Raw genomic sequence first — 21,572 nt, 5'->3', positions numbered from 1 at the left:
TGAAAAGCGGGGTTTCTCAGTAAAGCGTTTTGGCGAGCTTCTCGGCGGCTCGGTCGAGATCGCCGGCACCGCTTTGGCCGACGACCGCGTAGGCGACCTCGCCGATCTGGAAATAGGCCGACGAGATATCGGCAGCCGGCGCGACCGTGGGCTTGACCACATCGAAAGTGCCCGGACGGATGGCAAACAGCGATACCAGGCCGAGATCCTTCGTCTCGAGCGCCATCTCGACGCTCGGGCCGAATTGCGAGGGGTAGACCTGGACGTCACGGATCTTCCAGCCATCGGGCAGCGACGGCATGACGATCGCGGTGGCGGCGCGGATTTCGTCGGCATTGTAGCCTGGGGCCTCCGTCTGCGAGGACATGGTCTCGCGCACCAGCGTCGTCCTGTGCGCCCTCACCGCCTCCTCGACATAGGCGGGAGGCTGTGTCGAGGCGACCACCTTGGTCACCAGGAGCGGCCCGAACATGCCGTTGGCCAGCCAGCCGGCGGCAACCAGCACGGCGGCGGCCGCGGCCCGCTGCAATACCGAAAAGATGCGGCCCCTGGCGAGCCCTCTCTCCAGCCGGCGCGCCGCTTCCGTCGTTGCCGGACGCGCCACGCCGGCCGGTCCGGCGAGCGCAACGCGCAACTCGTCGCGCGTCCTGAGGTCCGACATGACGCGTGCGGCGGACTCCGGCCGCGCCGCCAGGTGCGCCTCGACCTCGATGCGGCGGGCAACGTCAAGCTGGTCGTCGACATAGGCGTCGAGATCGGCATCCGTGACGGGATCGACAAACTCGTTCATCGCTCGTCTCCAACAATCCTGAGGTTGGGCCTGGTCTTCGCCGGAGCGCCCTCCTCCATCTCGCGCAATGCGGCGCGCGCGCGGCCGATGCGCGACATCAGGGTTCCCAGCGGCACGCCGATGACATCGGCTGCCTGCTGATAGGAAAGCCCTTCGACGGCGACGAGATGCAGCGCCGAGCGCTGCTCGTCCGGCAACGCCAGGAAAGCCTGCCTGACCTCCGCCAACCGCACCGAATGGTCCTGCGGCGCAGGCATGCTGGCCTCGGTCAGATGGCCCGCCTGCTCGACACGCGCCGCTTCCGACCGGCGCGAACGCATGCGGTCGATGAACAAGTTATGCGCGATCGAGAACAGCCACGCGCGCAGATTGCCGCCGGCTCGGAAGGTGGCGCGCCGCTCATAGGCGCGCACCAGCGCGTCATGCACGAGATCCTCGGCCTCGGCGCCGTCGCGCGTCAGCGAGCGCGCGTAACGCCGCAGCGATCCCAACTGCCCGACAATATCGAAGCGTGCCATCGACCGTTTCATGCCCTGTTTACGGAGCATGTGGGGATTTTAATCCCGAGCCCGACATTTTTTATGCCGCCTTGGTTATCCCTGGGGCAGAGGAAACCGCTGGCGTGCCGACATCGATTTCAGTATCACTCCGCCGCCATTGGAGTGCTTTTCGATGTTCGAAACCCTGCAGCCCGCGCCCGCCGACAAGATCCTTGCCCTGATCGGGCTCTACCGCGCCGATCCGCGGGCTGGAAAAGTGGACCTCGGGGTCGGCGTCTATAAGGATATCGACGGCCGGACGCCGGTGATGCGCGCCGTGCGCGAGGCCGAAAAGCGGCTGCTCGCCAGCCAGGACACCAAGACCTATCTCGGCCTTGCCGGTGATACCGGCTTCAACGCCGCCATGATCAAGCTTGCCTTCGGCGACAAGGCAGACCTGTCGCGCATCCGCGCCGCGCAGGCGCCGGGCGGCTCGGGCGCGCTGCGGCTGGTGGCCGAATTGCTCCAGCGCACGCGCGCCGGCGCTACTGTCTGGCTGTCCGATCCGACCTGGCCGAACCATCCGCCGGTGATGCGCGCCGCCGGCTTGCAGGTTCGCGACTATCCTTATTTCGACGCCGCCTCGGGCGCTGTGCGCTTCGACGACATGCTGGCCGCCCTGAAGAGCGCGGCCCCGGGCGATGTCGTGCTGCTGCATGGCTGCTGCCACAACCCGACCGGCGCCAATCTCGACGCCGCGCAATGGGCCAAGGTCGCCGACGTGCTCCTCGAGCGCGGCCTGCTGCCTTTCGTCGATATCGCCTATCAGGGCTTTGGCGAAGGTCTTGACGCCGACGCCGCCGGCCTGCGGCTGCTGGCCGAAAAAATGCCGGAAATGGTGGTCGCCTCGAGCTGCTCGAAGAATTTCGCCGTCTATCGCGACCGCGTGGGTGCCGCGATGATCCTGGCCAAGGACGGCGCGCAGGCGGACTTGGCCCTGGGCCAGATGCTGGCCGCTGCGCGCGCGCTCTATTCGATGCCGCCGGATCATGGCGCGGCGGCGGTGCGCATGGTGCTGGAAGACACCGAGCTGAAGAAGGATTGGGAGACCGAACTTGAGGAGATGCGGCTGCGCATGCTTCGCCTTCGCGTCGCCTTCGCCGAAGCGCTTCGCCGGCAGTCCAATTCCGACCGCTTCGATTTCGTCGCCAGCCATCGCGGCATGTTCTCGCGCCTCGGGCTGACGGAAGCGCAGGTCGAGCACCTGCGCGCCGAGCATGCCGTCTATATGGTCGGCGACAGCCGCATCAACGTCGCCGGCCTGCCGGAGGACGGCATGGACGAACTCGCCAAGGCGATCGTCTCGGTGCTCGACTGAAGCCCGCGACAACTGTGGACAAATCGCGCTTGCGGGCTGCCGAGATGGCCGGCTTGCGGGCCGCGCGCTAGGCTTCAAGCCATGAAACCCTCGAAAGACATTTCCCGGCTGATCGAGATCATGGCCGCGTTGCGCGCGCAGAAAACGGGCTGTCCGTGGGATATCGAGCAGAATTTCTCGACCATCGCGCCTTACACGATCGAGGAAGCCTATGAAGTGGCGGATGCGATTGCGCGCGGCGATCTCGGCGACCTGCGCGAGGAGCTCGGCGATCTCTTGTTGCAGGTCGTCTACCACGCGCAGATGGCTGAAGAGATTGGCGAATTTGCCTTCGGCGATGTCGTGGAAGCCATTACCACCAAGATGATCCGCCGCCACCCGCATGTCTTCGGCGACGAAGAGGCGCGCAGCGCCGGCATGGCCAAGGGCATGTGGGAGAAGATCAAGGCGGCGGAAAAGGCCGAGAAGCGCGATGCCCGCATCGCCCGTGGTCTCGATCCAGAGGATCACGGCAAAGGCTATCTCGACAGCGTGCCGGTCGCGCTGCCGGCGCTGACCCGGGCGCTGAAGCTGCAGGAGAAAGCCGCGCGCGTCGGTTTCGATTGGAGCGAGGCCGCGCCCATCCTCGACAAAATCGAGGAAGAGATCGGCGAATTGCGCGAGGCGCTGGCCAGCGGCGAGACGGCACAGATCAAGGACGAATTCGGGGACATGCTGTTTGCCGTGGTCAATCTCGGCCGCCACCTCAAACTCGATTCCGAGGCTGCGCTCAGCGGCACCAACGACAAGTTCCGCTCGCGCTTCCACTATGTCGAGCAGGCGCTGGACAATTCGGGAGGCTCGCTGGAGAAGGCGACGCTGGACGAGATGGAAGCGCTCTGGCAAGAGGCTAAAAGCGCAAAATAATCAGCTGATTAGCCGCCGTTCCTGCGATGCAGGCGGCTCTCGATTTCCTGCCTGGCGCTGTGCGTCGCTGTCAAAGACAGCGTCACGCTGCCATCCTCATTGTCGGTGCGCGAAACGACGTCGCCGTTGCGATAGAGCCAGTCCACCTGACCGAGCTGGGCTGGCGCCAGCGTCACCGTCATGGTCTCGAGTTCGCCCGACACGCGCGTCTCGATCAGCGCTTTCAGCGTGTCGATGCCCTCGCCCGTCACCGCCGAGATGGCGATCGGCGGCGCCTTGCCGTTGCTGCCTTCGGCAAGCAGGCGCTCCCGATTGCCGTCATCCAGGAGGTCGATCTTGTTCCAGACCTCGATCACGCGATTGGTGTCGGCGGCGTCGACGCCGAGATCGCCGAGGATGCGCTCGACGTCCTCGGCCTGCGCCGCGGTGTCCGGGTCGGAGATGTCGCGCAGATGCAGCACTAGGTCGGCCTCGACGACCTCTTCAAGCGTCGCGCGGAAGGCGGCGACAAGGTGAGTCGGCAAATCGGAGATGAAGCCGACCGTATCCGACAGGATGATCGGCGTGCCGTGCGGCAGGCGCACGCGGCGCAACGTCGGATCGAGCGTGGCGAACAGCATATCCTCGGCCAGCACCCCTGCCCCGGTCAGCCGGTTGAACAGCGTCGACTTGCCGGCATTCGTGTAGCCGACGATCGCCACAACCGGGAACGGCACCTTCTTGCGCTTGGCGCGGTGCAGGTCGCGCGTGCGGCGCACCGTTTCCAGCTCGTGCTTCAGCTTGGTGATCTTGTCCTGCAGGATGCGGCGGTCCGACTCAATCTGGGTTTCGCCGGGACCGCCGAGGAATCCGGCGCCGCCGCGCTGCCGCTCGAGGTGGGTCCAGCTGCGGACCAGGCGGCCCTTCTGGTAGTTGAGATGCGCCAGCTCGACCTGCAGCGTGCCTTCCTTGGTGCGCGCGCGCTCGCCGAAGATCTCGAGGATCAGCCCGGTGCGGTCGAGCACCTTGGCGTTCAGCTCTTTTTCGAGATTGCGCTGCTGCACCGGCGTCAGCGGATGGTCGACGATGACCAACTCCGCCTTGTGCTCTTTCACGATGTCGGCGAATTCGGCCACCTTGCCGCTGCCGAGCAGCGTCGCCGGGCGCGGATCGGCGACGGTCACCACCGCGGTGTGGACCGGATTGAGGTCGATGGCGCTGGCAAGTCCGACCGCTTCGTCGTGGCGGGCATCCGCCGAACGGCTCAGCCGCGGACGGCTCGAATCGTCGTCGCCGCGCGGCTGGCGCGTGAGCACCGGCACAATGACGACCGCCCGGGTCGGATCCTTGGCTTCCGGCCCGAGCTGATGTCCCTGTTTTCCGCGAACGCTGCGGTCCGCGTCTTTCTCACGTGCCAATAATCAGGCGCCCTGGCTTTCCTCGCCATCGAACATCTGAACCGGCTGGCTCGGCATGATCGTGGAAATGGCGTGCTTATAGACGAGCTGCGAGTGGCCGTCGCGCCGCAACAACACACAAAAATTGTCGAACGAAGTGACCACACCGGTCAGCTTCACGCCATTGATGAGGAAGATGGTGAGTGGGTTTTTGCTCTTGCGAACTGAATTCAGGAACAGGTCCTGAAGGTTTTGCGATCGTTCCGCCATTTTTCTTGTCTTTCGCCGATCCCCTTCGGTCTGCGGGCCAATGCGCCAAATTACGCGGCGACTGTCAAGCGCGCAAACCCCCTCTTGCCGTCACAACGGCAAGCAGAACGAGATAGTTGAGGTTTCATTCCAGTTGTGCGGTTATCAGGCCGGACTTTTTTCCGCAATGTCAAAAAAGGCCTGGCGCAATGAAAGTGTCATGGAACCGGGATGGCCGTTTGCCACCGGTGCGCCGTCGATTTCAACTACCGGCATGGCGATCGTGGTCGCTGAACTGATGAACGCCTCCCTGGCGGCCTTGGCTTCGGCGACCGAAAAACCGCGTTCTTCGATCTTCAAACCGAGCTTTGCCGCGACATCGAACAACGTCGTGCGGGTGATGCCGCGCAGGATACCGTGCTCGGCCGGCCGCGTCACCAGCACGCCGTCGCGGGTGACGATCCAGGCGTTGGACGAGCCGCCTTCCTTGACTGTGCCGTCGGCGTCGACGAACCAGGCTTCCTGGGCGCCGGCCTCCTTGGCCTTCTGCTTGGCGAGCACGTTGGGCAACAGGCCGGTGCTCTTGATGTCGACGCGATCCCAGCGATTCTCCGGCACGGTGATGACCTTGATGCCGGTTTCCGCGCGTTTCGCGGCGGCCGCCGGATCGGCCTTTCGCGCCGTTATGACGAGCGAGGAATTCGTGTTCGCCGGGAAGACAAAGTCGCGGCTGGCGACGCCACGCGTCACCTGGACATAGACGAGCCCGTTGACCACATGGTTGCGGCGCACCACTTCGCGCAGCAGCATGGGCAGGACGCCCTCCGAGACCGGCCAGGCGATCGACAGTTCCTTCAGCGAGCGCTTCAGCCGAGCCAGATGGCGCGGCATGTCGACGATATGGCCGCGCGCCACCTCGCAGACCTCGTAGACGCCGTCGGCGAACTGGTAGCCGCGGTCCTCGATATGGACGGCGGCTTGGGCGTGGACGATGTAGCGCCCGTTGACATAGGCAATGCGCGGCATGGCACCCTCAGGGAAAAGATGTCCGACTTTCTTAGGCGATTCCGCCTCTGCCGTAACGGACAATCACGAGGACCCGCGGCCGGCTTACGAGTTTCACGCAATTCCGGACGGAAAACCGCTGCGCTCTTTTCCTGGAATTGCTTAAACCCCCAGCGACTTCAGCTTGCGGTGCAATGCCGAGCGCTCCATGCCGATGAATTCAGCCGTCTTCGAGATGTTGCCGCCGAAGCGGTTGATCTGGGCGATCAGATAGTCCTTCTCGAATTGCTCGCGCGCCTCGCGCAGCGGCAGCGCCATGATGTGCTGGTCCGACTGGTTGGGCGTGCGCGGCATGACGTCGCCGATCTCGGACGGCAGAAGATCGGCAGTGATCGGGGCGTCGGCTTCCTCGCCGCGGGCCAGGATCATCAGGCGCTCGACATTGTTGCGCAGCTGGCGGACGTTGCCCGGCCAGTTGTGCGCCTGCAGCACGGCCAAGGCATCGTCGCCGATGCGGCGCGGCTTGATGCCGGCCTGGCGCGCGATCTGCTTCATGAAATTGTCGACTAGATAAGGAATGTCCTCGCGCCTCTCGGCCAGCCCCGGCACCATGACTGGGACCACCGCCAGGCGATGATAGAGGTCCTCGCGGAAGCGGCCGTCGGCGATCATCGCTTCGAGGTTCTGCGAGGTGGACGAGATGATGCGGACATCGACCTTGACGCGCTTGGTGCCGCCGACCCGCTCGAACTGCTGCTCGACCAGCACGCGCAGGATCTTGTTTTGCGTCTCGCGCGGCATGTCGGCCACTTCGTCGATGTAGAGGATGCCGCGATGCGCCTCTTCCAGCGCGCCGACCTTGCGCTCGGTGCCGTTCGATTCGGTGCCGAACAGCTCGATCTCCATGCGCTCGGGCGTGATGGTGGCGGCGCTCAGCGTGACGAAGGGGCCGGTCTTGCGCGACGACAGCGTGTGGATGGCGCGCGCCGTCAGTTCCTTTCCGGAGCCGGACGGTCCGACGATCATGACGCGGCTGTTGGTCGGCGCGACGCGCTCGATGGTCTGCCTGAGCTGGCTCATTGCCGACGACATGCCGATCAGGTCGAAGGTCTCGCCGCTGCGCTGCTTGAGGTCGGAGACCTCGCGCCGCAGCTTGGAGGTCTCGAGCGCGCGTTCGGCGACCAGGATCAGGCGGTCGGCCTTGAACGGTTTTTCGATGAAGTCATAGGCGCCGCGGCGGATCGCAGAGACCGCCGTTTCGATGTTGCCATGGCCGGAGATCATCACCACGGGCATTGTGGGATGCATCGTCTTGATCTCGTCGAGCAGTGCCAGGCCGTCGAGGCGCGAGCCCTGCAGCCAGATATCGAGGAAAATCAGCCGCGGCGCACGATCGGCGATCGCCGCCAATGCGCTGTCGGCATCATGTGCCGTGCGGGTTTCGTGACCTTCGTCGCTCAGGATACCGGCGACGAGCTCGCGGATGTCTTCCTCGTCATCGACGATGAGAATGTCAGACGCCATTACCGACCTTTTCAGTTTCTCGTTCGTTTTCGCTTTGATCTTCACCGCGTGGCGGCGCGGCGACGACACTTGCCGATGGCAGGATGATCGAGATCATCGCGCCGCGGCCATCGTGGAAATCCGGCGGTGCGTCATGCAGTTCAAGACGGCCGCCATGGTCCTCCACGATCTTCTTGACGATAGCGAGACCGAGCCCCGTGCCCTTCTCGCGCGTCGTCATATAGGGCTCGAGCAGCCTTTGGCGATTCTCGCGCGGCAGACCCTTGCCATTGTCGATAACGTCGATTCGTATGGCGCCATCTTGGCGCCCGGCCTGAATCCGGATTGTGCCGTGCGAGCGGTCTTTCGCATCAAGTCCGTCGATTGCCTCGGCGGCATTCTTGATGACGTTACCGAAAGCCTGCGCCATCAGGCGACTGTCGAAGGTGCCTTTGAGCGGCTCGCTGCCGAAATCGCGCTGGAAGGCGATGTCGGAGCGGCTGACTTCGACCAAGAACGAGGCTTCGCGCAGCGATTCACGCAGATCGATCGCTTTCATCTCGGGCTTCGGCATCCTCGCGAAGGCCGAGAATTCATCGACCATGCGGCCGATATCCTCGACCTGGCGGATGATGGTGTCGGTGCACTGGTCGAAGACCTCGCGGTCCTCGGTGATGACCTTGCCGTAACGGCGCCGGATGCGTTCGGCCGAGAGCTGGATCGGCGTCAGCGGGTTCTTGATCTCATGTGCGATGCGCCGCGCGACATCGGCCCAGGCCGACGAACGCTGGGCCTGGACGAGATCGGTGATGTCGTCGACGGTGACGACATAGGATTTCTCCTCCTCGTCGTCGTCGTCGGACTCGACTGTGACCTGGACATTGAAGGTCCGCTCCAGACCGGTACGGAAGAAGGTCACCTGCTCGCGATAGACCGGCTTGCCGGACTTGCGGCCGATCTCGAAGACGCGGCCGACAAGCGGTAGGACCGCCGAAAGGTTCTGGCCGAGCGTCGCATTTGCGGAGATCGCCAGCATGGTTTCGGCCGAACGGTTGACGATGGTGATGATGCCATAGGGGTCGACGCCGATGACGCCGGCGGTGACGCCGGCCAGCACCGCCTCGGAGAAACGGCGGCGCTCGTCGATCAGATCCTTGGCCGAGAGCAGTTCGTTGCGCTGCGATTTGAGCTCGAGGATCATGTTGTTGAAGGTCTCACCGAGCGAGGCGACGTCGCCATCGGACTGGCGCACCGGAACGGCGACATCGAGATTGCCGGTGGCCACCTCGTCGGCGGCGCCGATCAACTGGCGGATCGGCCGCACGATCCGGTCGGCCACCGCAATGCCGGTCCAGATCGCTGATAGCGTGATGACCAGCGTCAGCGACAGGTAGGGCAGCGCGAAGGCTACTTGCGACGTGCGTCGATTGTCCTCGAGGTTGCGGTATTCGTCGGTGTTGGCCCTGACGATCTGGCGCGCCTTGATCACGTCGGGATCGACCAGGCGGATGGTGTAGAGATAAAGCCCTTCGATCTCGCGCAACTTGATGATCGCGCCCATGATGTTGCGCGTTTTCGGCTCGATCAGCACCGGTTTGCCGTCGGCGGCCTCACCGACCGCGCCCTCCGGCGGGTCGGGCATCTTGAAGTCTGCATCGGTCTGGGCGTTCATGACGAACTTGCCGTCGGCCCCGACCAGGGCCGCATGCGCCAGGCCGCGGCCAACCGCTTCCTTGTTCATCAGATCGAGAAAACCGCCCCGATCAAGCCCCCAAAGCGTGCGCGAAGCATCGAGGTCATAGGCCATCGACAGCGTCGTGCCCTGCAGATTGCGCGCATTTTCCTGGACATAGGCGTCGGCGATCGACAGCGACGAGTTGACGATCGCCTTGGTGCGGAGCTCGAACCAGCGGTCGAGGCCGATATCGAGCGTGATCGAGGCAATGATCGCCACCATGATCGCCGGAATGGCGGCGACCAGTGCGAACATGGCAACGATGCGCACGTGCAAGCGCGAGGCGGCCCTGCCATGGCGCCTGGCCAGAACGATGCGGCGCACCTCGCGGGCGATCAACCCGATCAGGAACAGCACGAACACGGCATTGAGCGCAATCAGCGCCAGGGTCGCGTCGGCGTTAGGGGTGATCGGCGTCGCGCCGACCAGGATGGCGAACGAAATCGCGGCCGTGATCATCGCGCCCACGATCGCGACCACGCCGGGCAGCGCCAACAGCCGGCGGCCGTCGCGCGTGCCTGTCGCCTGGCTGAAAAGCGGTTGGTTCAGTGTCGGAGCCTCAGCTGCCATGTCGCGCTACAGAGTCAGTCATTGCGTCGGATGTATGCAACGCATTGTGGCGATTATGCAACAAGTGTGGCCGGGACGAAAATCTTTCCCCCGATCAATTCACCGAAAGGACGAAGGGCGTAGAAATGGCGCAAGCTCAGTACGAATCTGATCGGAACGCCACAAGCCTTTGTTATATCGATCTTTTCTTTGCTGACGCGCAGCTATTCTGAGTTGCTCAGGGCTGTCGCGCGGATTTATAGACGTTGACGCCGAGCTCGCGGATTTTCTTGCGCAAAGTGTTGCGGTTGAGACCTAGAAGTTCGGCTGCCTTGATCTGGTTGCCGCGCGTCGCAGTCATGGAAGCCAGCACCAGCGGATATTCGACCTCGGCCAGGATGCGCTGATAAAGCCCGGCCGGCGGCAACTCGCCGGCGAAAGAGGCAAAGTAGCGCTGCAGGAAATGCTCGACGGCCTGGCCTATCGACAGATCGTCGGGGATCAGCGCGCCGCCATCGGGCACGACCGGCCGCTCGCCGGTCTTCAGCTCGGATTCGATGACCTCGGAGGAGATCTCGTCCTGCGAGTAAAGCGCGGCCAGCCGGCGCACCAGGTTTTCCAGTTCGCGCACATTGCCAGGCCAAGGGTAGCGCTTCATCAGCTCGATGCCGCCCGCCGCAATGCGTTTGGTCTGCAGGCCCTCGCTGGCGCCTTGCTTGAAGAAATGCCGCACCAGATCGGGAATATCCTCGGAGCGCTCGCGCAGCGCCGGCAGCCGCAAGGGCACAACGTTCAAGCGGTAGAACAGGTCCTCACGGAACAGGCCCTGGTTGATCAGGGTGCGCAGATCCTTGTTGGTGGCGGCGACGATGCGCACATCGGTCTTGATCGGCGTGCGGCCGCCGACGGTCGTGTATTCGCCCTGCTGCAGCACGCGCAGCAGGCGGGTTTGCGCCTCCATCGGCATGTCGCCGATTTCGTCGAGGAACAGCGTGCCGCCTTCGGCCTGCTCGAAGCGGCCGCTGGAGCGGTTCTGCGCGCCGGTGAAGGCGCCCTTCTCATGGCCGAACAGCTCGGATTCGATGAGGTCGCGCGGGATCGCCGCCATGTTGATGGCCACGAAGGGGCCGCCGCGGCGGCGGCCATATTCGTGCAGTGCGCGCGCCACCAGTTCCTTGCCGGTGCCGGACTCACCCGAAATCATCACCGTCAGATCGGTCTGCATCATGCGCGCCAGCATGCGGTAGATGTCCTGCATGGCGGCGGAGCGCCCGACCAGCGGCATCGTCTCCGGCTGGTCTTCCGGCCGCGCATCGAGCTTCGGCCGCTTCGGCTCGGCCAGCGCGCGGGTGACGATGTTGAGCAGCTCGGTGAGATCGAAAGGTTTCGGCAGATATTCGTAAGCGCCAGTTTCGGAGGCGCGGATGGCGGTCATGAAGGTGTTCTGCGCGCTCATGACGATGACCGGCAGCTCCGGCCGCGCCTTCTTGATGCGCGGCAGCATATCGAAGGCGTTCTCGTCCGGCATCACCACGTCGGTGATGACGAGGTCGCCCTCGCCCGCCGCCACCCAGCGCCACAGCGTCGAGGCGTTGGAGGTGACGCGCACCTCGTGGCCGACGCGCGACAGCGCCTGGTTGAGCACGGTGCGGATGGCCGCGTCATCGTCGGCGACGAGAATATTGCCGCGGGCGGTCATTTGCGGTCTCCTTCAGCTTCGTTGCCGGCGCTGGGCGCGGTGTCTTTCCAGGCTGGCATCAGCACGCGGAAATTGGTGCCTCGCGGCGTCGAATCGCATTCGATGATGCCGCCATGCTCGCCGACGATCTTGGCGACCAGCGCAAGGCCGAGGCCCGAGCCGTTCGGCTTGGTGGTGATGAACGGATCGAACAGGATCGGCAGGATGTCCTCGGACACGCCGGGGCCGTTGTCATGCACGCAGAACTCCAGCGGGAGCGAGACGCGGTCCTGCGTTCCCGGCACCGAAACGCGGATGCCGGGCCGGAAAGCGGTCGAGAGCACGATCTCGCCCTGCGGGTCGGCGCCGATCGCCTCAGCGGCGTTCTTGACCAGGTTGAGAAACACCTGGATCAGCTGGTCGCGGTTGGCGAAAACCGGAGGAAGTGATGGATCATATTCCTCCAAGATTTTGATTCGCTTGGCAAAACCGTTCTTGGCGATCGCCTTCACATGGTCGAGCACGACATGGATATTGACCGGGAAACGCTCGATTGGCCGCTCGTCGGAAAACACCTCCATGCGGTCGACCAGCGAGACGATGCGGTCGGTCTCGTCGGTGATCAGCCGGGTCAGCGCGCGGTCCTCGTCGGAGGCGGAGAGTTCGAGCAGCTGGGCGGCGCCCCTGATCCCGGAGAGCGGGTTCTTGATCTCATGCGCCAGCATGGCGGCCAGGCCGGTGACGGAGCGGGCAGCACCCCGATGCGTCATCTGGCGATCGATCTTGTCGGCCATCGACCGTTCCTGGAACATCACCACGACCGAGCCCGGAAATTCCGGCACCGGCGCGACATAGAGGTCGACCATCTTCTCGATGCCGAGGCGCGGCGAGGACACGTCGACGCGGTACTCATTGACCGGCGCGCGGCGCTCGCGCACCTGGTCGACAAGCGTCAGCAGCGGGCTGCCGAACGGCACCAGCTTGGAAAGCGTGTTGCGGGCCAGCATGTTGGCGCTGGAGCGGAAGAAATCCTCGGCATCAGCATTGGCGAAGGTGATGAAGCCCTCGGCATCGACCATGATGACCGGACGGCGGATGGTGTTGAGCACGATGCTGGCGGCGTCCGCCATACCGTTCGTATGTGGGACATCGGCCTTCATGCCGCGCTCCGCATTCCGGGCATTGCAGCGCCCTCGCAGAATGTTTGCCGCAATTCGGCGACGACCTCGGCCGGATCGAACGAGGTGAGGATGCGCTTGCGCTGATCGGCCGTCGCAAGTGCAGCATGACGGTCGAGATACCAGCCGAGATGCTTGCGCGCTTGGCGCAGGCCGCTCTCGACGCCGTAGAGCGAGAGCATGTCCTCGTAGTGGGCAACGACGTAATCGGTTAACTCTTGCGGCGTTCGCGGAATGCCTTGTGCGCTTGAACCAGCAGCCTCTGCGGCAATGCCGCCCGCAATCCAGGGTGCTCCGTAATGGGCGCGGCCGATCATCACCGCGTCGGCGCCGGACTGTTCGAGGATCGTCGCTGCTTCGCCGGGCGAACCGACATCGCCATTGGCCACAACCGGGATCGAGACCGCTTGCTTGACGCGGGCGATCGCCCGCCAGTCGGCCTTGCCCTGATAGAACTGGCAGCGCGTGCGGCCGTGGATCGTCACCATCTTGACGCCGGCCTGCTCGGCACGGCGCGCCAGCATTGGCGCGTTGAGCGCGCTCTCGTCCCAGCCGAGCCGCATCTTGACGGTCACCGGCACCGAAACGGCGCCCACCACCGCTTCGATCAGCGACAGCGCATGGTCGAGGTCGCGCATCAGCGCCGAACCGGCATAGCCGCCGGTTACCTTTTTGGCCGGGCAGCCCATGTTGATGTCGATGATGTCTGCGCCCTCGCCCGCCGCGATCCGCGCGCCTTCGGCCATATGCACTGCCTCGCGGCCGGCGAGTTGGACCATATGGACGGGCAGCCCGGAATGGCGGATGCGCAGATCGCAGCCGGCCCTGCCCTTGGCCAGTTCGCCGCTCGCCACCATTTCGGACACGACCAGGCCGGCGCCATGCGCGTGGGCGCGGCGCCGGAACGGCTCGTCGGTGATGCCGGACATCGGCGCGAGGAAAACGCGGTTGCGAATCTGCACGCCGCCGATGTCGAGCGGCGAAGCCAATATATTCATTTCAGCCATGCACAAAAACCAAGCATGTTCGATCTTTGCACATTCTCTAGCCAGAAGTGTGGCATTGTGCAACGCGCAATGACGTCACATTAAGGCGCATTTTGGAAAATGCTGGCCTTCGGCCGAGACCGCGACTAGGACCGATCCGAATGAGCGAGGCAAGTGAAAAGCGAGCGGCTGACCCAAGCGGCGGCATCGGGGTGGTGATCGTCGCCGCCGGCCGTGGCGCGCGCGCCGGACAGGCCGACGGCCCGAAACAGTATCAGCGCATCGGCGGCCGCGCCGTGATCGCGCACACACTGGATGTTTTTCTCTCGCACCCGATGATCGGCCCCGTCGTCGTCGCGATCCATGCCGACGACGCCGAGCTTTTGCAACGCGCGGCGGGAATGCATGCCGGGCGCCTCATCACAGTGATCGGCGGCGCGTCGCGGCAGGCCTCGGTGAGGCTCGGCCTGCTGGCGCTCAAAGAGCATGCGCCGGGCAAAGTGCTGGTTCACGACGCGGTGCGGCCCTTCGTCGATGCTACCATCATCGACCGCACCATCGAGGCGATCGACGACCGCCAGGGTGCCCTGCCCTGCCTTCCGGTCGCCGACACGCTGAAGCGCGAATCCGCGACCGGGATGATCCAGGAGACCGTGCCGAGGGCCGGCCTCCACGCCGCGCAGACGCCACAGGGCTTCCCTTACCGGACCCTGCTGGCGGCGCATGAGAAAGCGCATAATCTCGGCCGCGAGGATTTCACCGACGACGCGGCCATCGCCGAATGGGCGCAGATCCCGGTCAAGATCGTTCCGGGATCGCCGGACAACGTCAAACTCACCTGGGCAAGGGATATCGCATTGGCCGACCAGCGGCTTTCCAGCACCCAGCAGCGCTTCCCGGATATCCGCACCGGCAACGGCTATGACGTGCATGCGTTCGAGCCCGGCGACCATGTCACGCTGTGCGGCGTCGCCATACCTTACGACCGTAAGCTTTCCGGCCATTCGGATGCCGATGTCGGGCTCCATGCGCTGACCGATGCGCTGCTAGCCACTTGCGGCGCCGGCGATATCGGCACGCATTTCCCGCCCTCCGACCCGCAATGGAAGGGTGCCGCCTCGAAAATCTTCGTCGAACACGCCGCCAAGCTGGTGCGTGAGCGCGGCGGGCGCATCGCTAATGCCGACATCACGCTGATCTGCGAGGCGCCGCGCGTCGGGCCGCATCGCGCCGCGATGACGGAAGCGCTTTCGGCAATGCTCGGCATTGCGCCGGAGCGCATCTCGATCAAGGCGACGACCAATGAAAAGCTCGGCTTTGTCGGGCGCGGCGAAGGCATCGCGGCGATCGCCACCGCAAGTGTCGTCTATCCGGGAGACGTGCCGGCATGAGCAACGCCGAACTCGCCATCGCCCTGCTCGAGGCCTGCCAGGAGCATGGCATCATGCTGGCGACAGCCGAAAGCTGTACCGGCGGCCTGATCATTGCCGCGCTGACCGATATCGCCGGTTCCTCGGCGGTGGTCGATCGCGGCTTCATCACCTATTCCAACGAAGCCAAGATGGAGATGCTGGGCGTCTCCGCCGCCACGATCGAAGCGCATGGCGCGGTCTCGCGCGAGACGGTGCTGGAGATGGCTGCCGGCGCGCTGACGCATTCGCAGGCCAAGATCGCGCTTGCCGTCACCGGCATTGCCGGCCCCAGCGGCGGCTCGCCGGAAAAGCCGGTCGGCCTGGTCTGGTTCGGGATCTCGCTTGCCGGCCAGCCGGTCGTCGCCGAGCAGCAATTGTTCGGTCACAAGGGCCGCGAGTTCATCAGGCACGAGACGGTGCGGCGCGCGCTGCAGCTAGGCTTGCGAGCGCTGGGCAAGGACTAAGCCGGCTTCGGTCCGTAGATCACGTCGGCGCGTTTCTCGAAGGCTTCGGAAAACATGCGGAAGGCACGGTCGAACATCGTGCCCATCAGCGCGCCGAGGATGCGGCTCTTGAACTCGTAGTCGATGAAGAAATGCACTTCGCAACCGCTGCTTGCGGGGTCAAAGCGCCAGATGTTGCTGAGATATTTGAACGGGCCGTCGATGTATTTGACGTCGATGGCCTTCTCGTCGGGTTTCAACAGCACCTGCGTGGTAAAGGTCTCGCGGATCGCCTTGTAGCCGATGCTCATATCAGCGACCAGGATGGCGCGGCCGTCGCGCTCCTTGCGCGAGCGCACGGTGAGCGCTTCGCAGAGGGGCAGGAATTGCGGATAGGCCTCGATGTCGGCCACCAGCGCGAACATTTCCTGCGGTGAATGCGCGACTTGGCGGGTCGCCTCGAATTTCGGCATAGAGCGTCAGCTGGCCTTTTTGAGCTGCGCTTCGCGCACCGCGCGCAGCCTGGCGAAATCCTCGCCGGCATGATGCGAGGAGCGCGTCAGCGGGCTCGACGCCATCAGCAGAAAACCCTTGGTCTTGCCGACCGTCTCGTAGGACTTGAACTCGTCCGGCGGGATGAAGCGGATCACCGGATGGTGCTTCTTCGAGGGCTGCAGATACTGGCCGATGGTCATGAAGTCGACATTGGCCGAACGCAGGTCGTCCATCAGCTGCAGCACTTCGTTGCGCTCCTCGCCGAGCCCGACCATGATGCCGGACTTGGTGAAGATCGACGGATCGAGTTCTTTCACGCGCTGTAAGAGCCGGATCGAATGGAAGTAACGGGCGCCGGGGCGCACCGTCAGGTAGTTCGACGGCACGGTTTCCAGATTGTGGTTGAAGACGTCGGGCTTGGCCGCCACGACGATCTCCAGCGCGCCGTCCTTGCGCAGGAAGTCCGGCGTCAGGATTTCGATGGTGGTCGATGGCGTCGCGGCGCGGATGGCGCGGATGACGTCGGCGAAATGCTTCGCGCCGCCGTCGGCGAGATCGTCGCGGTCGACCGAAGTGATGACGACGTGGCTCAGCCCCATCTGTTTCACCGCGTGCGCCACGCGCGCCGGCTCATCCGGGTCGAGCGCGGTCGGGATGCCGGTCGCGACATTGCAGAAGGCGCAGGCGCGGGTGCAGATCTCGCCCATGATCATGAAGGTGGCGTGCTTCTTGTCCCAGCATTCGCCGATGTTCGGGCAGCCGGCCTCCTCGCATACCGTCACCAGCTTGTGCGATTTCACGATCTCGCGCGTTTCGGCATAGCCTTTGGAGACGGGCGCCTTGACGCGGATCCAGTCCGGCTTGCGCAGCACCTCCTGGTCGGGCCGGTGCGCCTTCTCGGGATGCCGCGGGCGCGGCCGGTTGGCGATCGTGTCTACGACTGTGACCATCTCAAACCCTTCGCGGCCGCGATTTCGGCAGCCGCCTGTCTATCGTCATCTAAGACTTTTCGCGGCAAAGAAAAAGGCCGTGGCGGCGCATGCCGCCACGGCCGTTTTTGCATAACGGTAATCGTCTAGCGGCGTACCAGCCGTCCGACGAAGATCAGCAGGCAGGCGCCGATGAAGCCGGTGATCAGATAAGCCACCCAGCCGACGCCGAAAGACTGGATGTTGAGAGCCTGCAGGATCGCGTTCAGCACGATCGCGCCGACGATGCCCATGATGATGTTCATGAAGATGCCGGTGTTGCTCTTCATCACCATCTCGGCCAGCCAGCCCGCAAGGCCGCCGACGATGATGGCTGCGACCCAGCCGACGCCGTTCATATGCATATGCCAGTTCCTCCTCGATCAGGTAAAAATGCATCCGGATACGAACTGCCTTGCTGTCAGATTTCTCCGGCTGCCGCGTGTGAGACTCGCGCGACCACGTTAGCACGGTTTGGCCGTCTATCACCGATTGGTGATCTATCACCAGTCGGTGGCCTATCATGCGTTCAAAGCGCGGCCATAGGCGTCGAGCACGCTTTCCTTCATCATCTCCGACAGTGTCGGGTGCGGGAAGATGGTGTGCATCAGCTCTTCCTCGGTGGTTTCCAGGTTCATCGCCACGACGAAACCCTGGATGAGCTCGGTCACCTCGGCGCCGACCATATGCGCGCCGAGCAATTGGCCGGTCTTCTTGTCGAAGATGGTCTTGATGAAACCCTGGTCCTCGCCGAGCGCGATCGCCTTGCCGTTGGCGCTGAACGGGAAGCGGCCGACGCGGATGTCCTTGCCTTCGGCCTTGGCCCTGGCTTCGGTCAGGCCGACGGAAGCGACCTGCGGGCTGCAATAGGTGCAGCCGGGGATCTTCAACTTGTCGATGGCGTGCACGCCCGGGACATTGGCGATCTTTTCGATGCAGATCACGCCTTCATGCTCGGCCTTGTGGGCGAGCATCGGCGGGCCGGCGACGTCGCCGATGGCGTAGATGCCGGGCACATTCGTCTTGCCGTAGCCGTCGACGACGACGCAGCCGCGGTCGGTCTTGACGCCGAGCGCTTCCAGCCCGAGGCCTTCGATGTTGCCCTGTACGCCGACCGCCGAGATCATGCGGTCGGTGGTGATCTTCTCGACCTTGCCGTCCTTCATCTCGACATGCGCGGTGACCGAGTTGGCTGATTTCTCGACCTTGGTCACCTTGGCTTCGAGGATGATCTTCATCCCCTGCTTCTCGAACTGCTTTTGCGCGAATTTCGAGACTTCGGCGTCCTCGACCGGCATCACCGCCGGCATCAACTCGACCACGGTCACGTCGGCGCCCATGGTGCGGTAGAAGGAGGCGAACTCGATGCCGATGGCGCCGGAGCCCATCACCAGCAGCGACTTCGGCATTTCCTTCGGCACCATGGCCTCGAAATAGGTCCAGATCAGCTTGCCGTCCGGCTCGATGCCGGGCAGCGCGCGCGGCCGGGCGCCGGTGGCGAGGATGATGTGCTTGGCGGTGTAGGTGCCCTCACCCTTGACGCCTTTCGGCACCGGCGGCTGCGGCTCCATCGCCTTCTTCGCCGTCTTCGAAACGACGACCTCACCGGGTTTCGACAGCTTCGCGTCGCCCCAGATGACGTCGACCTTGTTCTTCTTCATCAGGAAGCCGACGCCGGTGTTGAGCCGCAGCGACACTTTTCGCGAGCGGTCGACGACGGCCGCCGTGTCGGGGCTGATTTTGCCACCTTCGAGCTTCAGGCCGTAATCCTTCAGATGATCCGAATAATGCATGATCTCGGCCGAGCGCAGCAGCGCCTTGGTCGGGATGCAACCCCAGTTGAGGCAGATGCCGCCGAGATGCTCGCGCTCGACGATCGCCGTCTTGAAGCCGAGCTGGGCGGAACGCACCGCCGTGACGTAGCCGCCGGGGCCTGAGCCGATGATGATGACGTCGTAGGATTCAGCCACGGGTTTTCTCCGGTTTTCTTTCTAGAGTTCCAGCATCACGCGCACGAGCGGCGCTAGGGCCCGCCCGACATAGCGCGTGTTTTCGGCATCGAGATGGACGCCGTCGAGCGGCGTGGTGGTTGCAACGCTGCCCGCATCGAAGAAGCCGCAGCCGGCATCGTCGGCCAGCGCCGAATACTGCGCCGCCAGCCGCTTCGAGGCGTCGTCGCCGCCGGCGAACATTTCGTTGAACTCGGCATTGTCGGTGCTCGATACGGCGGGCGGCGAAACGAGGAGGATCTGCGGCGCCGGCCAGTCGAACGGGTAGTCGTGGCCGCGTATGATATCGATGAGACGCTGCATGCCCTGCTTGGCGGCGACCGGATTGCCGTGGATCCACGGCTTCATGTCGTTGGAGCCGAGCATGATGATGATCAAGTCGAGCGGCGCATGGCTTGTCAGAATCGTCGGCAGCAAGCGGGCGCCGTTGCGGTCGGCCCCGGCCAGATGGTCGTCGAAGGCCGTGGTGCGGCCGTTGAGGCCTTCAGCGATGACTTCGATGTCGCTGCCGAGCTCGGCCTTCAGCGCACTCGGCCAGCGGTCTTCCAGCGCATGGCGGCCAAGGCTGGCGGCGTCATAGCCCCAGGTCAAAGAGTCGCCGTAGCAGAGAATTGTCTTCACGCGTTTGCCCCGTCTCTACCGAACTTGATCGCCGCACGTTTGAGCCGCCAGCGCACGAACAACCATTGCACCAGGATCGTTGCCGCGCCGGGCAGGATCAGCCCGGCAATGATCGAAAGATCGCGCGCCGTCGACCCGTTCGCGGCCGGCTCCGCGAATGTCCAGCCGGCAAGCACGACCAGCGCAAGCCCAAATATGGCGAGCAGTCGCCACATCGTCCGGTCGGCCGCGCGAACCGGGTCGGAACGGAACTGGGCCACGAAGAAGAAGGCCGTCACCAGGATGGCAACCAGCGCCGTTGCCATGAAGACCACGATGTATTCTTCCGTTGCGCCGGTCGCGACCGCTAATTGCTGCGCGACCACCCCGCCGAGGAACCCGGAAAGGATGAAGGCGAAAAGGCTGGTGAAGAGTGCCCGCACCGCCTTTTCCTTGTTAGACCAGCATGCCCATCGGGTTTTCGATCAGGCGCTTGAAGGCGCCGAGCAGCTCGGCGCCCAGCGCGCCGTCGACGGCACGGTGATCGGTCGACAGCGTCACCGACATCACGGTCGCTATTCTGATCTCGCCCTTCTTGACCACCGCCCGCTCCTCGCCGGCACCGACCGCCAGGATCGTCGCATGCGGCGGGTTGATGACGGCGGCAAAGTCCTTGATGCCGAACATGCCGAGATTGGACACCGCCGTCGTGCCGCCCTGGTATTCCTCCGGCTTCAGCTTGCGGCTCCTGGCACGGCTCGCCAGGTCCTTCATCTCGTTGGAGATGGTGGACAGCGTCTTTTCATCCGCATGGCGGATGATCGGCGTGATCAGCCCGCCGGGAATGGAGACCGCGACGCCGACATCGGCATGCCGGTGCTTGACCATGGCGCTGTCGGTCCACGACGCATTGGCATCCGGCACCGCCATCAGCGCCATCGCCATCGCCTTGATGACCATGTCGTTGACCGAGAGTTTGTAGGCCGGAACTTCGCCCTTGTCGGTCTTCTTCACCGGTGCCGCCGCATTGAGCTGCGTGCGCAGCGCGAGCAGAGCGTCCAATTCGCAATCCAGCGTCAGGTAGAAATGCGGGATGGTGCTCTTCGCCTCGACCAGGCGGCGCGCGATGGTCTTGCGCATGTTGTCATGCGGCACGAGCTCGTAGGAGCCTTCGGCGAACAGTTTCAGCACCTGGTCGTCCGACATCGGCTTGGCTGCCGGGGCGGGAGCCGTGGCGGGGGCGCCGGCCGGAGCCTTGGCGGCAGGTGCCGCCTTCGCGCCGCCGGAAGAAATCGCCGCCTCGACATCGGCGCGAACCACGCGGCCATGCGGGCCGGTGCCGGTCACGGCGGACACATCGACACCGGCATCCTTGGCGATGCGGCGCGCCAGCGGCGAAGCGAAGACACGCTCGCCTGAGGCGTGGCCGTTGGCGACGGGAGCCGTCTCGGCCTTCGCCGGTGCGGGGGCTGCGGCAGCTGCCGCTTTTGGCGCTTCCTTGGGTGCTTCAGCTTTCGGAGCATCCGCTTTCGGCGTCTCGGCCTTGGGCGCGGCATCGCCACCGCCCTTGGCCGCCGCGCCGGCATCCTCGCCTTCGCCAGCCAGAATCGCGATCAGCGCGTTGACCTTCACGCCTTCGGTGCCGGCCGGAACGACCAGCTTGGCGACCGTGCCTTCGTCAACGGCTTCGACTTCCATCGTCGCCTTGTCGGTTTCGATCTCGGCGATCACGTCGCCCGGCGCGACCTTATCGCCTTCCTTGACCAGCCATTTTGACAGATTGCCCTCTTCCATCGTGGGCGAGAGCGCCGGCATGGTGATGTTGATTGGCAT

Annotated in this window: 21 protein-coding genes; 4 read left to right on the top strand and 17 right to left on the bottom strand. The window is 64.4% G+C overall.

Going from position 1 to position 21,572, the window contains the following annotated elements; all coding sequences use genetic code 11:
- Window positions 1-16: 16 nt before the first annotated feature.
- The gene (locus FJ988_RS06635) at window positions 17-790 is read right to left on the bottom strand and encodes an anti-sigma factor (protein ID WP_140815952.1); all 774 of its coding nucleotides are present in this window, start codon (window positions 788-790) and stop codon (window positions 17-19) included.
- Window positions 787-1,308 carry a sigma-70 family RNA polymerase sigma factor gene (locus FJ988_RS06630; protein ID WP_246688450.1) on the bottom strand — a complete coding sequence of 174 codons (522 nt, stop codon included), beginning with the start codon at window positions 1,306-1,308 and terminating at the stop codon, window positions 787-789. The genes FJ988_RS06635 and FJ988_RS06630 overlap by 4 nt, the downstream gene beginning before the upstream one ends.
- Window positions 1,309-1,462: 154 nt before the next feature.
- Between FJ988_RS06630 and FJ988_RS06625 the strand changes: the two genes are divergently transcribed.
- Both FJ988_RS06625 and mazG read left to right on the top strand, forming a co-directional pair.
- Window positions 1,463-2,647, top strand: coding sequence for an amino acid aminotransferase (locus tag FJ988_RS06625; protein WP_140815950.1), 1,185 nt, complete (start codon window positions 1,463-1,465; stop codon window positions 2,645-2,647).
- Between the two features lie 81 nt (window positions 2,648-2,728).
- Window positions 2,729-3,553, top strand: coding sequence for a nucleoside triphosphate pyrophosphohydrolase (gene mazG, locus FJ988_RS06620; protein ID WP_140815949.1), 825 nt, complete (start codon window positions 2,729-2,731; stop codon window positions 3,551-3,553).
- Between the two features lie 8 nt (window positions 3,554-3,561).
- Here the strand turns inward: mazG and hflX are convergent, their stop codons facing one another.
- From hflX to dusB, 8 genes are all read right to left on the bottom strand, one after another.
- Window positions 3,562-4,950, bottom strand: a complete 1,389-nt coding sequence (hflX, locus tag FJ988_RS06615; RefSeq protein WP_140815948.1) for a GTPase HflX — start codon at window positions 4,948-4,950, stop codon at window positions 3,562-3,564.
- 3 nt (window positions 4,951-4,953) lie between these two features.
- The gene (hfq, locus tag FJ988_RS06610) at window positions 4,954-5,199 is read right to left on the bottom strand and encodes an RNA chaperone Hfq (RefSeq protein WP_006202172.1); all 246 of its coding nucleotides are present in this window, start codon (window positions 5,197-5,199) and stop codon (window positions 4,954-4,956) included.
- Window positions 5,200-5,343: 144 nt separating this feature from the next.
- Complete coding sequence (locus FJ988_RS06605; protein ID WP_140815947.1) at window positions 5,344-6,204, bottom strand: D-amino-acid transaminase; 861 nt, start codon at window positions 6,202-6,204, stop codon at window positions 5,344-5,346.
- Between the two features lie 141 nt (window positions 6,205-6,345).
- On the bottom strand, window positions 6,346-7,707 hold the full coding sequence (locus tag FJ988_RS06600; protein WP_140815946.1) for a sigma-54 dependent transcriptional regulator: 1,362 nt from the start codon (window positions 7,705-7,707) through the stop codon (window positions 6,346-6,348).
- The gene (locus FJ988_RS06595; protein ID WP_140815945.1) at window positions 7,697-9,991 is read right to left on the bottom strand and encodes a PAS domain-containing sensor histidine kinase; all 2,295 of its coding nucleotides are present in this window, start codon (window positions 9,989-9,991) and stop codon (window positions 7,697-7,699) included. Before FJ988_RS06595 ends, FJ988_RS06600 begins: the two co-directional genes overlap by 11 nt.
- A gap of 217 nt (window positions 9,992-10,208) precedes the next feature.
- Window positions 10,209-11,669, bottom strand: coding sequence for a nitrogen regulation protein NR(I) (gene ntrC, locus FJ988_RS06590; RefSeq protein ID WP_140815944.1), 1,461 nt, complete (start codon window positions 11,667-11,669; stop codon window positions 10,209-10,211).
- Window positions 11,666-12,808 (bottom strand): nitrogen regulation protein NR(II), encoded by a 1,143-nt coding sequence (locus FJ988_RS06585; RefSeq protein ID WP_140815943.1) that lies wholly within the window; start codon window positions 12,806-12,808, stop codon window positions 11,666-11,668. Before FJ988_RS06585 ends, ntrC begins: the two co-directional genes overlap by 4 nt.
- Entirely contained in the window at window positions 12,805-13,833 is a 1,029-nt protein-coding gene (dusB, locus tag FJ988_RS06580) for a tRNA dihydrouridine synthase DusB (RefSeq protein ID WP_140815942.1), read from the bottom strand. The genes FJ988_RS06585 and dusB overlap by 4 nt, the downstream gene beginning before the upstream one ends.
- Window positions 13,834-13,973: 140 nt before the next feature.
- Here dusB and FJ988_RS06575 point away from each other — a divergent pair, with 140 nt between their 5' ends.
- Window positions 13,974-15,203, top strand: coding sequence for a bifunctional 2-C-methyl-D-erythritol 4-phosphate cytidylyltransferase/2-C-methyl-D-erythritol 2,4-cyclodiphosphate synthase (locus tag FJ988_RS06575; RefSeq protein WP_140815941.1), 1,230 nt, complete (start codon window positions 13,974-13,976; stop codon window positions 15,201-15,203).
- On the top strand, window positions 15,200-15,688 hold the full coding sequence (locus FJ988_RS06570) for a CinA family protein (protein ID WP_140815940.1): 489 nt from the start codon (window positions 15,200-15,202) through the stop codon (window positions 15,686-15,688). The genes FJ988_RS06575 and FJ988_RS06570 overlap by 4 nt, the downstream gene beginning before the upstream one ends.
- Here FJ988_RS06570 and FJ988_RS06565 read toward each other — a convergent pair.
- From FJ988_RS06565 to FJ988_RS06535, 7 genes are all read right to left on the bottom strand, one after another.
- The gene (locus tag FJ988_RS06565; RefSeq protein ID WP_140815939.1) at window positions 15,685-16,140 is read right to left on the bottom strand and encodes a type II toxin-antitoxin system RatA family toxin; all 456 of its coding nucleotides are present in this window, start codon (window positions 16,138-16,140) and stop codon (window positions 15,685-15,687) included. The genes FJ988_RS06570 and FJ988_RS06565 overlap by 4 nt on opposite strands.
- A 6-nt stretch (window positions 16,141-16,146) precedes the next feature.
- Window positions 16,147-17,112 carry a lipoyl synthase gene (gene lipA, locus FJ988_RS06560; protein WP_140815938.1) on the bottom strand — a complete coding sequence of 322 codons (966 nt, stop codon included), beginning with the start codon at window positions 17,110-17,112 and terminating at the stop codon, window positions 16,147-16,149.
- Window positions 17,113-17,237: 125 nt separating this feature from the next.
- Window positions 17,238-17,495, bottom strand: coding sequence for a GlsB/YeaQ/YmgE family stress response membrane protein (locus FJ988_RS06555; protein ID WP_140815937.1), 258 nt, complete (start codon window positions 17,493-17,495; stop codon window positions 17,238-17,240).
- Between the two features lie 156 nt (window positions 17,496-17,651).
- A complete protein-coding gene (gene lpdA / locus FJ988_RS06550) occupies window positions 17,652-19,100 on the bottom strand; it encodes a dihydrolipoyl dehydrogenase (protein ID WP_140815936.1) in 1,449 nt (482 codons plus the stop codon).
- 21 nt (window positions 19,101-19,121) lie between these two features.
- Window positions 19,122-19,760, bottom strand: a complete 639-nt coding sequence (locus FJ988_RS06545) for an SGNH/GDSL hydrolase family protein (protein ID WP_140815935.1) — start codon at window positions 19,758-19,760, stop codon at window positions 19,122-19,124.
- Complete coding sequence (locus FJ988_RS06540; RefSeq protein ID WP_140815934.1) at window positions 19,757-20,182, bottom strand: hypothetical protein; 426 nt, start codon at window positions 20,180-20,182, stop codon at window positions 19,757-19,759. The genes FJ988_RS06545 and FJ988_RS06540 overlap by 4 nt, the downstream gene beginning before the upstream one ends.
- A gap of 13 nt (window positions 20,183-20,195) precedes the next feature.
- Complete coding sequence (locus tag FJ988_RS06535; protein WP_140815933.1) at window positions 20,196-21,572, bottom strand: pyruvate dehydrogenase complex dihydrolipoamide acetyltransferase; 1,377 nt, start codon at window positions 21,570-21,572, stop codon at window positions 20,196-20,198.

It is taken from the genome of Mesorhizobium sp. CU3 (assembly GCF_006442965.1).
In the GTDB taxonomy this organism is placed as follows: domain Bacteria; phylum Pseudomonadota; class Alphaproteobacteria; order Rhizobiales; family Rhizobiaceae; genus Mesorhizobium.
This window is presented reverse-complemented; position numbering and strand designations above follow the sequence as displayed.